The sequence below is a fragment of the Paenibacillus sp. FSL L8-0158 genome, from assembly GCF_038592965.1.
GTDB lineage: Bacteria > Bacillota > Bacilli > Paenibacillales > Paenibacillaceae > Paenibacillus > Paenibacillus polymyxa_D.
Window position 1 is genome coordinate 691,290 of the sequence record NZ_CP151949.1, and the last position, 14,033, is coordinate 705,322.

At 40.3% G+C, this 14,033-nt stretch carries 11 protein-coding genes; 8 read left to right on the plus strand and 3 right to left on the minus strand.

The genetic code is table 11. The features are described from left to right. Positions 1–362 precede the first annotated feature (362 nt). Positions 363–932 carry a maltose acetyltransferase domain-containing protein gene (locus NSQ68_RS03100; RefSeq protein WP_342427932.1) on the plus strand — a complete coding sequence of 190 codons (570 nt, stop codon included), beginning with the start codon at positions 363–365 and terminating at the stop codon, positions 930–932. Positions 933–1,049: 117 nt separating this feature from the next. On the opposite strand, the gene NSQ68_RS03105 is transcribed toward NSQ68_RS03100, so the two are convergent. Then, the gene (locus NSQ68_RS03105) at positions 1,050–1,601 is read right to left on the minus strand and encodes an XRE family transcriptional regulator (RefSeq protein ID WP_342427933.1); all 552 of its coding nucleotides are present in this window, start codon (positions 1,599–1,601) and stop codon (positions 1,050–1,052) included. Between the two features lie 113 nt (positions 1,602–1,714). Between NSQ68_RS03105 and NSQ68_RS03110 the strand changes: the two genes are divergently transcribed. From NSQ68_RS03110 to NSQ68_RS03140, 7 genes are all read left to right on the plus strand, one after another. Further along, positions 1,715–2,296 carry a LysE family transporter gene (locus NSQ68_RS03110; protein ID WP_342427934.1) on the plus strand — a complete coding sequence of 194 codons (582 nt, stop codon included), beginning with the start codon at positions 1,715–1,717 and terminating at the stop codon, positions 2,294–2,296. A 273-nt stretch (positions 2,297–2,569) separates the two neighbouring features. Continuing rightward, on the plus strand, positions 2,570–4,309 hold the full coding sequence (treC, locus tag NSQ68_RS03115; protein WP_342427935.1) for an alpha,alpha-phosphotrehalase: 1,740 nt from the start codon (positions 2,570–2,572) through the stop codon (positions 4,307–4,309). A gap of 90 nt (positions 4,310–4,399) precedes the next feature. Further along, positions 4,400–6,364, plus strand: a complete 1,965-nt coding sequence (gene treP / locus NSQ68_RS03120) for a PTS system trehalose-specific EIIBC component (RefSeq protein ID WP_342427936.1) — start codon at positions 4,400–4,402, stop codon at positions 6,362–6,364. Positions 6,365–6,440: 76 nt separating this feature from the next. Then, entirely contained in the window at positions 6,441–7,199 is a 759-nt protein-coding gene (treR, locus tag NSQ68_RS03125) for a trehalose operon repressor (protein ID WP_342427937.1), read from the plus strand. A gap of 193 nt (positions 7,200–7,392) precedes the next feature. Continuing rightward, a complete protein-coding gene (locus NSQ68_RS03130; RefSeq protein WP_307352282.1) occupies positions 7,393–8,133 on the plus strand; it encodes a LytTR family DNA-binding domain-containing protein in 741 nt (246 codons plus the stop codon). Between the two features lies 1 nt (position 8,134). Continuing rightward, entirely contained in the window at positions 8,135–9,436 is a 1,302-nt protein-coding gene (locus NSQ68_RS03135; protein WP_029515886.1) for an ATP-binding protein, read from the plus strand. Between the two features lie 123 nt (positions 9,437–9,559). After that, complete coding sequence (locus NSQ68_RS03140; RefSeq protein WP_342427938.1) at positions 9,560–11,602, plus strand: serine hydrolase domain-containing protein; 2,043 nt, start codon at positions 9,560–9,562, stop codon at positions 11,600–11,602. 113 nt (positions 11,603–11,715) lie between these two features. Here NSQ68_RS03140 and NSQ68_RS03145 read toward each other — a convergent pair whose 3' ends face one another. Both NSQ68_RS03145 and NSQ68_RS03150 read right to left on the minus strand, forming a co-directional pair. Then, positions 11,716–12,915: a Ger(x)C family spore germination protein gene (locus tag NSQ68_RS03145; RefSeq protein WP_342427939.1), complete on the minus strand. Its 1,200-nt coding sequence runs from the start codon at positions 12,913–12,915 to the stop codon at positions 11,716–11,718. After that, positions 12,908–14,011: a GerAB/ArcD/ProY family transporter gene (locus NSQ68_RS03150; RefSeq protein WP_342427940.1), complete on the minus strand. Its 1,104-nt coding sequence runs from the start codon at positions 14,009–14,011 to the stop codon at positions 12,908–12,910. Before NSQ68_RS03150 ends, NSQ68_RS03145 begins: the two co-directional genes overlap by 8 nt. Between the last annotated feature and the right edge of the window lie 22 nt (positions 14,012–14,033).

Sequence of the window (14,033 nt, forward strand, 5' to 3'; positions counted from 1 at the left end):
CAGTATAGAGCTTGTAGTGTCTTATTAAAAAGGTCTGAATAGGTGGTGAGTGCTCATGCTCTACCTGCTCAGGCCTTTTTTAAAAATTTTACAATTGACGATCAATAGCGATCTATGACTATAGTTCTCTTTTTGACAAATAGTTTGGATACGAATAGAATGACTAATTATAATATAACTTATTAAAAGATTAATAGAAAGTGGTGATAGGGAGATAAGTAAATGCCGAGTTTCTGTGGTCCAGGATTAGGGTTTTTAGGTGGACATGTTGACGTTATGGTTGCTGGTTTGATATCAGGTGCGGCCCAACCCATTGGGATGAAAGAAAAGAAATCAGATTAAAATATAAAGGGGATTGGCCCATGACTATGAAAACGGAAAAACAAAAGATGATGGATGGGGAACTGTATGTAGCTGCTGATCCTCAATTAACGCAAGAAAGAGAGTATGCGAGAAGATGTGTACGTCTCTTTAATCAGACGACAGAGACGGATAGTGAGTACCGTGAAAAGTTGCTTAAGGAGCTTTTCGGGTCAACTGGTGAAAATATAGGCATGGAACCCAACATACGTTGTGACTACGGATACAACATCCATGTTGGAAATAACTTCTATGCCAACTTTGACTGTACCATTTTGGATGTTTGCGAAGTGCGCATTGGAGATAATTGTTTCCTGGCTCCGGGAGTTCATATTTACACAGCGACTCACCCTATTGATCCGTTTGAAAGAATCGCTGGACCAGAGTATGGAAAACCAGTAACGATTGGCAACAATGTATGGCTCGGCGGTAGAGCCATTATTAATCCCGGTGTTACGATAGGTAATAATGTCGTAGTGGCAGCAGGAGCAGTAGTAACCAAGGATGTTCCAGATCATGTGGTTGTAGCTGGAAATCCAGCACGAATAATTAAGCAAATTGAAATCTCCTAAACAGCATACTGGCTAATCATTTAATATTTGTTCCGATGATCCTATTAAAATAGCTCTTTATTTTAATAGGATCATTTGATTTAAAGACTAGTATGCTTATGGTCTTCAAGATTGAAACTATACAGGGTAATAAATAATCATATTCATCCGAACTAGTGTCTCTCCTAGATTATAGTAAATGTGTGGGCGGTCTGCTTTAAACCGGATTGAATCTCCAGCTTTAACTGTGTACCTTTCTTCGCTGACTTTTACCACCATTTCACCCTCAAATACCGTAATAAATTCTTCTGTACCTTCACGGTGTGGCGCTGAACTTAGTTCCCCGCCTGCTTCAATCTCTACGGTGTAAACCTCAAAATTTCTATTTCCTTCATAGGGGAAAAACGGATACAACCGATAGTGATTATTTTCTTCAAGCACTTGTACTTTGCTTTTCGGAACGACTACTGCATCTGCAGGTGGTTCATTAATCAGAGCAGTGAAAGAGATTTTCAAGCCGTTCGCAATTTTCCATACGGTTGTAATCGAGGGATTAGATTCTCCCCGCTCAATTTGACCAAGCATCGTTTTACTGATTCCCGTCAGATCAGCTAATTTATCTAAACTTAATTTTCGTTCATTTCTCAGATGTTTCAAATTTTTACTTAAAATGAGATTAATATTCTCCATAATTATTCGCCCCTATTGTGCTTTATAAAGAACATGTTGTACAATCATAAAGTACAAACGTACGTTTTAACGCACATTTTATTCAATTATAACATACTGGAGTTGATTGTTGCATGCCGGTTATTCCGTTTCTTTCTTATGCGATTGTTACCAGCTTTACGCCCGGACCCAACAATATTATGTCATTAGACAGTGCCAGGCGGTTAGGTTTGAAAAAAGCATTCCCATTCTTGCTGGGAGTAACAGCGGGCTGTTTCGCTATTATGCTGTTAGCCTGCTATTTTAATCTTGCTTTGTATCATTTTTTGCCACGGGTTAAAATCTGGATGAATGCACTCGGTAGTCTGTACATGCTTTATCTGGCGGTAAAAATAGCGAAGAGCAAACCTTCTTCTAAAAATAATGATCACAATGAAGGATATTCCTTCAAATCAGGATTGCTGCTGCAATTTATCAATTTAAAAGTCATTTTGTATGGTATTACGGTCATTTCAACGTTTGTTATGCCTTATGATGTATCGTATATAGAGCTTATTACGATTTCATTACTCCTGACCTGTATTGGTTTTGTAGCTGTAGTATGCTGGGCGGTATTTGGGGCTATGTTTCAGCGTTTCTTGAACAAGTATGAGCGCTCCTTCAATATCATAATGTCCTTATTGCTCCTTTATAGTGCACTATCGATATGGATGTAAATGAATACCATATCCATCATAGAAAAGAGAGGTTCCTGACTATAGGCAGGAGCCTTTTTTTCGTGTGAATGGAGCTTATTTTACGAGTCATAACATACAATCGGACAGAATGGATGAGTCTCCTGATCATTTAGCTGCAAAACGGGTATTACCTTAATAAATAAAGCTGTTGACAACTTGTATATACATGACTTAATCTTGTATATACAAGATGTTGAAAGCGTTATATTATTTTTTACGCTACTTCATTTCGCAAGAAAGGAATGAGCATGAATGGAAGTAACGAATAGGACTTTGATTCCTCAAGATAAGGACTGGTGGCGCAAATCAGTAGTCTATCAGGTTTATCCCAAAAGTTTTAACGATACGACGGGCAAAGGAACCGGTGATATAAGAGGACTGACACAAAAGCTGGATTATTTGCAAAAACTGGGTGTCGATATTGTCTGGTTGCAGCCTGTATATGTCTCACCACAACGTGATAACGGGTATGATGTAGCCGATTATTGTCGGATTAATCCCGATTATGGAACAATGCAGGATTTTGAAGAATTAAGCGAGGGAATCCGGACGCGTGGGATGTACTTAATGATCGACATCGTAGTTAACCATTCTTCCACAGCACATGCCTGGTTTCAGGAAGCACGGCTTTCCAAGGATAGTGAGTATAGGGACTACTATATCTGGCGTGATCCAGCACCCGATGGTGGACCTCCGAACAACTGGATTTCCAAGTTTGGTGGACCAGCTTGGCAATATGACGAGGCAACAGGCCAATATTTCCTGACACTATTTGATAAGACGCAGGCGGATTTAAACTGGGAAAATCCCAAAGTCCGTCAGGAAGTTGTTAATGTGCTGGAATTTTGGGCAGAGAAGGGAGTTAGTGGCTTCCGACTTGATGTCATTAATTTGATTTCCAAAGATCAGCAATTCTCGGACGACGATGGAAGCACGGCTCCTGGGGACGGGCGTAAGTATTATACGGACGGCCCAAGTGTGCATGAATACCTTCATGAATTACATGAGAAAGTATTCTCAACGTATAACAGTGTTACTGTAGGGGAGATGTCCTCCACCTCACTGGATCACTGTATCCGTTATTCCAATCCAGAGAGAAAAGAATTGTCCATGACCTTTAATTTTCATCATTTGAAGGTGGATTACCCAAATGGACAAAAGTGGGAATTGATGCCATATGATTTTGAAATGTTGAAGAAACTATTCTCGGATTGGCAAACGGGCATGCAACAGGGGGGCGGCTGGAGTGCATTGTTTTTTAACAATCATGATCAGCCAAGGGCGGTCTCTCGCTTTTTGGATGATGGCGAATACCATGCGGAAAGCGCCAAGCTGCTGGCAACCACGTTACATGGTCTTCAAGGAACGCCCTATATATTTCAAGGTGAAGAGATTGGGATGGCCAACCCGCAGTGGGCAGATATTGAAGAGTTTCGGGATGTTGAATCTCTGAATATGTATCGTATTTTACAGGAACAAGGCAAAAGTGCAGAAGAAGCATTGAATATCATTCGAGAGCGGTCTCGAGATAATTCGAGGACACCGATGCAGTGGGATAACACTCGCAATGCGGGCTTCACTACAGGCACGCCTTGGATTAAGGTAGATGAACGATATCCACAGATTAATGTTCAGGCTCAGTTAGAGGACCCGAATTCTATTTACCACCATTACCGTAAGCTGATTCATCTGCGTAAGACGGTGCAGGTCCTTACCGATGGGAGTTATCAACGTTTGGACGAAGCTCATCCTCAGGTCTACGCCTATCAACGCAGCAATGAAGAGGAGACTTTGATCGTCATCTCTAATTTTAGCGGACAGGATACGCAATTCCGTATACCGGATTCATTGTATTCATCATTAAACAATCAAGCGTTGGGTGCGGCTGAGCTTTTAATTGGTAATACCCAGCACGCCCCGGAGCTAAAACAAGAGATCACTTTGACCCCATATGCTTCATATATGTGGATTGTCCGTAGTCTTAGTGAATAGTATGGAGATAACTAGTAGTACCCCGGGGATATTATTTTTATAACCGGGGTTGCTGCTAAAAAAAGAGCAAACGTTAAGGGAGTGGGCTAGATGGCGATTGAAAGATCACAGGTAGAAGACATTATAAAAGCCGTTGGTGGCAAAGACAACATAGAGGCCTCTACGCATTGCGTAACTCGTCTGCGATTTGCCCTTTATGATGATAAGCTGGTTGATAAAGATGCACTCGAACAAAATGATTTGGTCAAAGGCCAATTTTCTTCACAAGGACAGTATCAGGTCGTGATTGGTCCGGGCCTGGTGGATAAGGTATATAACGAAATGATCTCCATTACAGGAGGTAGTCGGGCTTCCAAAGACGATGTCAAAAATGCAGCAAGCAAAAAACAAAATCCTATTCAACGTGCCATCAAGACGCTGGCAGATATTTTTATCCCCATCTTGCCCGCAATCGTGACCGCAGGTTTATTGCTTGGAATAAATAATATTTTGACAGGCAAGGGAATTTTCTTCGAAGGTATGGCTCTGGTTCAGGTCTATCCTCAATGGACTGACTTTGCTGCTATCATTAACACCATTGCCAGCACCGCTTTTGCATTTCTACCTGCCTTAATTGGATGGTCAGCCGTTGTCCGGTTTGGCGGCAGTCCTCTACTCGGGATTGTACTGGGTCTGATTCTGGTTCATCCAGATCTATTAAGTGCATACGGTTATGCGGATGCCGTTACCAAAGGAACCGTTCCGGTTTGGAATTTGTTTGGGTGGGAAGTGAACAAGATTGGTTATCAAGGACAGGTTTTACCTGTTTTAGTATCCGCTTACGTACTTGCACAACTTGAAAAATTCCTAAATAAAAAGATAGCGGATTCATTTAAGCTGTTACTCGTGGCACCGATTACATTATTAATAACGGGATTTCTGGCTTTTACAGTGATCGGTCCGGTTACTTTTATGATTGGTAATGCTATTACGTCTGGTCTTGTATACGTTTTCGATTGGGCTCCTGCGGTGGGAGGCTTGATCTATGGAGGCTTGTACTCCTTGCTCGTGATTACGGGAATGCACCATACTTTCCTGGCGGTGGATGTTCAATTAATTGGTACGCAGGGTGGAACGTTCCTCTGGCCGATGCTGGCGCTGTCCAATATCGCTCAGGGTGCCGGAGCATTGGCAATGATGCTGGTATTGAAGGAGCAAAAGGGAAAAGGGTTGGCTCTTACCTCTTCTGTGTCTGCTTTTCTGGGTGTAACCGAGCCTGCCATATTCGGGGTGAATATCCGATATAAATATCCATTCGTATTTGGAATGATCGGGTCCGGTATCGCAGGTATACTGCTCACCGTAAATCATGTGATGGCTTCTTCCATTGGTGTGGGAGGGCTTCCAGGCTTCTTGTCTATTTTCCCAAACAACTGGGGTGTATTCTTCATTGGGATGGCGATCGTATTGATTGTACCGTTCACTTTAACCTTTATGTATGGGAAACTGCTAAATAAGCGCCGTCAGACTCCAGCTACACCAGCTAACGACTCTGTACGGAAAGATTCGGGTCGCCAGAATTCTGCACTGGATGTGCTTGAAGTAAAGACTCCGGTACTGGGACATGTTGTGCCATTGGAGCAGGTTCCTGATCCGGCTTTTGCCGAACGGCAGATGGGGCACGGTATCGCAGTGGAACCGAAGGATGGCAAGATTCTTGCCCCTTTCAGCGGAAAAGTTATTCATATCATGATGAAAAGCAAGCATGCCTTGATTTTGGAGCATCCGACAGGTGTACAGATTCTGGTACATGTGGGGATCAATACGGTGTCACTGAAGGGTGAGGGATTCACCATACATGTGGAGACAGATCAAACTGTGAAGCAAGGACAACTATTGATGGAATTTGACCGTGATCTGATTCAGAAATCCGGATATCCCATCATTACACCAGTCATTGTCCCGGATGGTCAGAGTATGATTGAATCGGTTGAAGAACTGCCAGGTGAGGCAGACGATTTGCAGTATACCTTAATGAGAATTCATTTGAATTCTTCATCAGGTCATAGGAATTAATTCAGATTCAATTCGCACAGTCTATTATAGTGAACAGGGAAGTGAAAGAATGCTACAATGAACGTGGTGATGAAAATTGACAAAGAATATATTTTTGCAAATTTATCAGGATTATTCGGGACAGATCCAGACAGGCGAATTGGCTCCAGGCACGAAAATGCCATCTGAAAATGAACTGGCCCGGGAGTATAACACTTCTCGCGAAACCGTACGTAAGGCACTCCATTTGCTTGCACAAAATGGGTATATCCATAAAATAAAAGCTAAAGGATCTTTTGTTCTGGATATGGGGCGGATGGATTTTCCTATAGGAGGACTGGTCAGTTTCAAGGAAATGTCCGAACGGATTGGGCGTACATCACGAACAGTTGTACATGAAAATCAACTACTTCCAGTTCCAGATGACATAGCTAATCATCTTGAGATTGATAAAGACAAGTATTTGGTCTGGAAAGTCGTTCGTGCACGTGAAATTGAAGGTGAATGCGTCATACTGGACAAAGATTACTTTCGATCAGACATTGTACCTGTGCTTACTGAGGAAATTAGTCGTGGATCCATCTACGAATATTTGGAGGGAGAGCTCCATCTTCAAATCAGTTATGCCAAAAAAGTCGTTTCCGTAGAAAATGCAGACGAAGAAGATCATAGGCTGATGGACCTTCAGAATTACACTCATGTGGTTGTAGTACGTAACTATGTTTATCTGGAGGACACCACATTGTTCCAGTATACTGAATCAAGGCATCGGCTGGACAAATTCCAATTTGTCGACTTTGCCAGACGTTCCCACAGTGGAGACAAGAGAGCAGATTTTTTGAATAACGATCAATAATATAGACCCCGTCTTTTAAGACGAGGGTTTCTTTTTTACCTTGGATGCAACTGCTGAGCAGCTTGTATACTGGCATTTGAGGGATTTGAATTTGCGTTTTATCCAAAAGCTGTTTATAGAATACTAAAAGGTTATATACTGTTTAGAATACAATTCCATGATCAATGCAATGGGAATGAGGTGTATGTTATTTATGTATAGAGTGGCTATTTGCGATGATGAGCACAAGCAGAGAGAACTTGTTAAAAATATGCTGATTACTTTGTCGATAAAGACCAGTATAGAATTTAAAGTTGAATTATTCGACTCAGGAGAACAGCTAGTATCTCATTATCAAAACCATGAGTCTCCATTCCATATCTTAATATTGGATGTTGAAATGAATGGCATGAACGGAATCCAAACCGCCCAAAAAATAAGGAGTTTAAATCACCTGGATGAACAGATTGTTTTTTTAACGAGCTACCCTGAATATATGGTGGAAAGTTTTGACGTAGTCACATTTCAGTATTTAATAAAACCGATTGCTCCCCATATCTTTGAGGAAAAAATGATAAAGCTGTGTCAATATTTTCAATCTCTCGATAAAAAATTCGTTATCATCAAGTCAGCTTATGAGGAAGTGCTTTTAAAATATGATGATATCATTAGTATTGAAGTGGTCAAAAGCTTAACCATAAAAAATAAACTGCATTTTGTAACCTCTACTCAAACCTATGATAGCAAAGGGATTCTTTCGGACTATGCTTCAGCATTAAAAGAACATAATTTTCTACAAATTCATCGTTCGATTATTATAAACTTAATTCATGTGAAAAAATTTGCTGGCGGTGATGTTTTGATGTCAAATGATGCGAAGTTACCTATTGGGCGTTCTAAAATAAAAGAAGTTAAAGATCTATATACCAAATTTATGATCATGAAGATGCATTAATATGATGGAATATAACTCCCTGCTTCTTAATCTTTGCGTTGTCCTTGTTATGTGCTTCCAAGTGAATTTTTACTTTAACTCGGTTTTTGATAAGTCCAATCGAAAGCCGAACAGATTCGTGTACTTCATTATTTTTGGGTTGCTGGATTCCTTATATTTAAGTGTTTATTTGGCTCCTACGATATCTTCGATTTTAGCATTACTTGTCATATTTAGTTTAGCGCAATCGTATACAGTGGAAATAAAGACAAAGATCATTTTTTCTATCCTTTATGCTGTATTGATAACTATCGTTAATTTTATATCTCTTTATATTTTATATGCTGTAGGCTCCGTTGAAATTAGCAACTTTAGCCATTTGAGTGAACAAGATCACTTGATATTCTCTAAGGTTATGTTACTCAGCTGCATTATCATGTTTGCTGTCATTCAGATTATACGGCTATTTGCCAAACGAAGAACCTTCCCTTTGCAGCATCGTTACTATATTTTATTTTTAATCGTTCCCATCATAAGTTTATACCAGGTCAATGTTTTATCTGTTTATAGTGAAAAGAATATGTATTATTTTGGTTCTATTATTGGCTTTATTTCCTTAAATGTTTTTATCATATATATTTTTGATAATGTCATTGAAAAATTTCAATTAATGCATGAAAATGCTCAATTACAAGATCAGATGGACTACCAAGATGCCAATTATGAAAAAACGGTTCACAGCTTCAAAAATATAAAAAGAATCATTCATGATACACACCAACAGTTTTTGTATATTGAAGAATGTATCAAGAGAAATGAATTGGCTGAGGCGAGTGAACATATTAAGGTTACCTTAAATAAAATCGAAGGAGCATATCAAAGGGTTAATACCGGTAATCTGGTTATAGATGCCCTTGTCACGAATAGTCTTAATATTGGACAAGCCAATGGCATAAAGGTAGATACCCAACTTAACTTATATTCACAGAAAGTAAATATTGAACGTTATGATTTATGTGTAGTTCTAGGGAATATGCTGGATAATGCCATAGAAGCATCTAAAAAGGTCAAGATTGCGGATGACAGGTACATTCTTATTAAAATACATTCCAATGAGTCCGCGCTTTTCATTCACATCCTTAATCATGTGGAGAATGAAGTGGCTCATTTGCATAGTCAAAAATCAAACCCGGATGTTCATGGCATTGGCTTAACCAATATATCTAGAATATGTGACAAATATGGTGGGAATATGACCATTGAAACGAAAAATAAAGTATTCAATAATATGGTCTTATTGCCATTTTATAAGGACATTCCTTAGACATCATGTTGTTTAGGGATTGTTTTTTTCGTTTAAGGGTGTTTTTTTATATAGAATCCTCGTTCATTGTATGATCAGGTCATTAATAAAATCTGGTGAAGCTATAAGAGGAGGAAATATGGAATGAAGAAAATAATAGCTGTGTTCGTTTCTGCTATGCTTTTTGTACTGCCGATGACGAATACTTTTGCTCAAGGCACTGCTGAACCCATCAAGGAAAAGGCTCGCAGTCTGGCCTCGGAGCTGGTATCCAAATACGGTGCTAGCGGTGTGCAGTATGCCATTATGGACCATGGAAACATCGTATTATCGGATAGTGTAGGTGTAAAGAATAAAGCAACCAACGAGCCGATCACCAAAGATACGATGTTCGGTATAGGCTCTACAAGCAAAATGTATGTATCTGCTGCAACGATGATGCTGGTGGATGCCCATAAGGTAGATATTGATCAGCCGCTAACAACATACATTAAGGACTTTAAAATGTCTGATGAAAGATACAAACAAATTACACCGCGTATGCTGTTAAATCATTCATCAGGTCTTTATGGTGCTCACTATAAAAATAGTATGTTATTTAATGACAATGATACAGAAAATCATGATGAGCTCTTGCTAAGGTTGCAATCAGAAACTTTAAAATCAAACCCTGGCGAATATTCCGTATATACCAATGATGGATTTCAATTGCTTGAAATATTGGTTGAGCGGGTGAGCGGTCTAAGTTACACCGATTTCCTGGCAAAGCATATGAGTACCCCTTTGGGTTTAAAATCTACCAAAACACCTCTCGATCAATTTGATAGACAAAAGCTGTCCAAAACTTATTTTCCTGCGATTGAGGGGGCCTTACCGGTTGAAAATGCCAATGTCATCGGGACAGGGGGCTTATACTCCACGGCAGAAGAGGTGGCTATGTTTTCAGAAGTGTTAACGGGGAACAGACCCGATATTCTATCTGCACAATCGGCGAAGTCCATGCAAAGTCATGAATATCGAAAAGGAATATGGGTACCTGAAGAGACAAACAGCTTTAATTATGGACTTGGTTGGGATGCGGTTCAGTTGGCACCGTTTAGTGATTACGGAATAACTGCGTTATCCAAGGGTGGGGATACTGTTTTGTATCACTCTACTTTGATCACCATACCAGAGCATCAAATTTCTATGGCTGTGCTTTCATCTGGAGGGTCTTCCATCTTAGATAGTATTTTTGCTTCTAACGTTTTATTGGAAGTTTTAAAAGATAAGGGCATCATTAAAGACATCATACCGGATAAAACATTTGAGGCTCCTGTAAAAGTGGAAATGCCATCTGATTTACTTTCTTATTCGGGATTATACGGTTCTGTGGGTACAACCATCAATGTAGAGATTAAAAACGGTGAGTTTGATTTACCTGCTTTTTTGGATGGATTCGTCCCGGCGCAAAAATATGTGTATACAGGTGATGGACAATTCAAAAGCAGTGATGGTAGTGTAGCCGTAAGCTTTGACAAACAAAAAAACGGGAAAACGTATATTAAGGCTAACCTATATTTAAACTTTCCGGGATTAGGTCAAATGGTTATGGTGACTTATGAATATCAAAAGCTAGATGCCAATCCTGTAAATCCCACAGTTAAAAAGGCATGGGAAAACAGAAACGGGAAAAATTATTATGCTTTGGATGAAAAGATATCTTCCATATTTTATCTGGCCCCCTCATTTATAACGAAAAAAATATCCGTTGATCATGATGGATACGCAAGTGGTACTAAAATTGTGGATGAGAATAAAGCAGTAAATGCCGTTGAGATTCCTGTTATGAGTGGAAGAGATGCGTTTGATCTGAATTTTTATACCAAGGATGGTTCGGAGTACTTAACCATAGATGGACAATCCTATATCAGTGAAGATGCTGTTAAACCTATCTTGGGAGGAAAATCAGTGTACACCATACCATCTAATGGCCAAGCCACATGGTATAAAATAGATAAAAACTCAGTCAATAAAACGATGACCGTTGATTTTCCAACAAGCGGAGGGTTCGCAGTCTATGATGAAAACGGAGCGGTTGTACAATTTTCAACTGCTAGCAATAACAATTCGGTTGTACTGCCCAAAGGTGGCTTGATCGTTTTGGGTGGCAATGCAGGGGATGTATTTAAAATCAATTTGAATTAAGCGTGTAGCCGCTTCTGGAAATTCAGAAGCGACCGTTGCAGCGTTGGAAGGTTAAGTAGACAACCGCGAATCTGAAGTCGAATTGGCCTTTATATAAGGCCAATTCGACTTTTTCATTCAGCAGATGAACCTAAATCCGTAATGGATAATTTTATATCAAAGGTTACGGGGGTTTTGCTGAATTTGTAATCCCAATTATCCTTTACTTTTTTCCATACCTGAGGCTCCTCAATATGCAAATGATCACCAAAACCGGCAACATCGACTTTATATTCTGATTGTAATTTGTGCATAAGAGACTTAATCCTGCGAGTCACTTGTTCTTCAAACTCTTTCTCAGCCTCTTTCATGTTTTGTGTCTCAGTCGGGTCGGCTTTATCATCCCAGTTTTCGATTAAACGTCCTTTGGATTCAATTTTTACGTGAAACGAGATATCGTTGCCCTCGGTCACCTTCGTTGTTATTTTGCTTTTTACTGATTTGATTTCGTAAGTTATGGCTTCATTTCGCTTGTTGTATGTTTTGACAGCTCCGCCCTTAACATCACCTGTAATCCATCCAATACTCTCCACGTCTTGTTGTCCCAAAGTACCGATCCAGTGACCGGTATCTCCTTTAATAATGCCGGCACCTGAAAATTCTAATTCTCCATCGGATTCAGTGATGTTTTGCAATATATAGCTTTTTTTGGAATGCATCAACCCATCCAATTCAGACAAATTGACCCCCCTCATTACCTTGCTGGTTCTGAAATGGTTACGAAGCATATACAGAATATGAATGGATGGGACTTCTTCTTTATATTTGGTAACTAAAGTACTAGCTGCTCGTCCCTTGCTTAAAAAGACCAAACAACTCGGGCGAATATCATTATCACGAAGCACAAAATCCATCAATTGCTGCATCGTCTGTTGTTTTGCCAGTTCGGTGGAAACCACCATGACCTTTAGATGGTGGCCAATAACGGGGCGATCCAAACGGAGAGAGAGTTGGCGGAAGATTTCAAGCAAAGAATCTCCTGTGCCAGTTATGTTGTTATAGTTTGGCTCTTGTCCCCCTCCTCCGCCTTGTTGGTTTGGGCTTCCAGATGATTTTTTGGGGACGATTTGTACGCTGGCCGTAATTTTATTTTTCTTGAAGTAACGGCTGCCTTTCTTCTCCAGATCCTGTTCCAATGGAGTGAGCTCCCCCTGATCCAGAGAAAGTCCTGTATATATGCTAAGTTCCTCTACTTCTTTGCTGCTCCAACAACCGACTTGAGTCACCAGAAGAATAAAGGCGAGCAGTACAGATAGGATAGGTCGTCTACACATTTTGCTTCATTCCCTTCTTCCTGATCATGAACACGATGGAGAGAAATACCGGAATCAAAATAAATAATATGATTCCCATATATCCGATCGCATCGCCCAGGCTAAACACCTCCATCATACGAACAGGAGTCATTGTGGAGATAAAGATTAGCGGGATTAAGCCGAAAATCGCATAGCGATATTTAAGGCCAAAAACCTGGGAAACACCTAAGGATGCATTGAAGAAAAAACTGCAGAAATTACAAAACATTTGCATCATCCAGATCACTAGCAATGGGAACTCTAGCCGTTCAAAAAGAAATCCGGGGATTTCAAAACTGCGCATCAAATTAATGGTAGGCCAGGTACTTGTCACAGTGGAATCTATCGATAGCCCGCCGATCACCATAACTACGGTCAAAAAGTACAAAACTAAAGGGATACTGATGCCCACTACCATGGCCTTAAATGCTTTTTCGGGGTGCTGCATAAAAGCGACCAGTGTCATGACGACTTCACATCCACTGAAAACAAGGATAGTTGATTTCAGCCCCTTGATGACGGGTAAAACCCCTTCACTCAATACGGGACGAAGATGATCAATTTCAAAAATCCTTAAGCTAAAGAGAAAACAAAAAAGCAGAAAGAAAAGACTGATTGGAAGTACAATCTGGTACAGTCGCGCGATGGGATTAATGCCTCCAAAAACTAAATAACTCCCTACCCAGATAAATGGAATCACAATCGCCCAGATGGGTGTGCCTTCGAGCAGAAAAAACATGGTCACTTCAGCTAACACACGTATTTCAAAGCCGGCGATGATTATAAAGTATATAATTAATAGCACGCTTAAGAATCCTCCCGGAACAGTGCCTACAATTCTTCTGGAGTATTGATATATGGTGTTTCCGGGAAACTGTTGACTTAATTTCACCATGACCCAGACGACGAATATGACAATACCTCCACCGATGAGGACAGAAAGCCATGCATCAGGAGTCTGTACTTGTTCAGTAACCCCTCTCGGCAGTGTCAAAATCCCTGCGCCCAATACGGTATTGGTCAGAAATACAGCCGCCTGCTTCGTTGTAATCTTGTCATCAGAGCGTCTAAACACAGTAGCTCCTCCTTCGTCTTGG

Excerpts from the sequence above, each read along its gene's own strand:
- NSQ68_RS03100 (WP_342427932.1), top strand. The coding sequence starts at position 363 with ATGACTATGAAAACGGAAAAACAAAAGATGATGGATGGGGAACTGTAT.
- NSQ68_RS03105 (WP_342427933.1), bottom strand. The coding sequence starts at position 1,601 with ATGGAGAATATTAATCTCATTTTAAGTAAAAATTTGAAACATCTGAGA.
- NSQ68_RS03110 (WP_342427934.1), top strand. The coding sequence starts at position 1,715 with ATGCCGGTTATTCCGTTTCTTTCTTATGCGATTGTTACCAGCTTTACG.
- treC (WP_342427935.1), top strand. The coding sequence starts at position 2,570 with ATGGAAGTAACGAATAGGACTTTGATTCCTCAAGATAAGGACTGGTGG.
- treP (WP_342427936.1), top strand. The coding sequence starts at position 4,400 with ATGGCGATTGAAAGATCACAGGTAGAAGACATTATAAAAGCCGTTGGT.
- NSQ68_RS03130 (WP_307352282.1), top strand. The coding sequence starts at position 7,393 with ATGTATAGAGTGGCTATTTGCGATGATGAGCACAAGCAGAGAGAACTT.
- NSQ68_RS03135 (WP_029515886.1), top strand. The coding sequence starts at position 8,135 with ATGATGGAATATAACTCCCTGCTTCTTAATCTTTGCGTTGTCCTTGTT.
- NSQ68_RS03140 (WP_342427938.1), top strand. The coding sequence starts at position 9,560 with ATGAAGAAAATAATAGCTGTGTTCGTTTCTGCTATGCTTTTTGTACTG.
- NSQ68_RS03145 (WP_342427939.1), bottom strand. The coding sequence starts at position 12,915 with ATGTGTAGACGACCTATCCTATCTGTACTGCTCGCCTTTATTCTTCTG.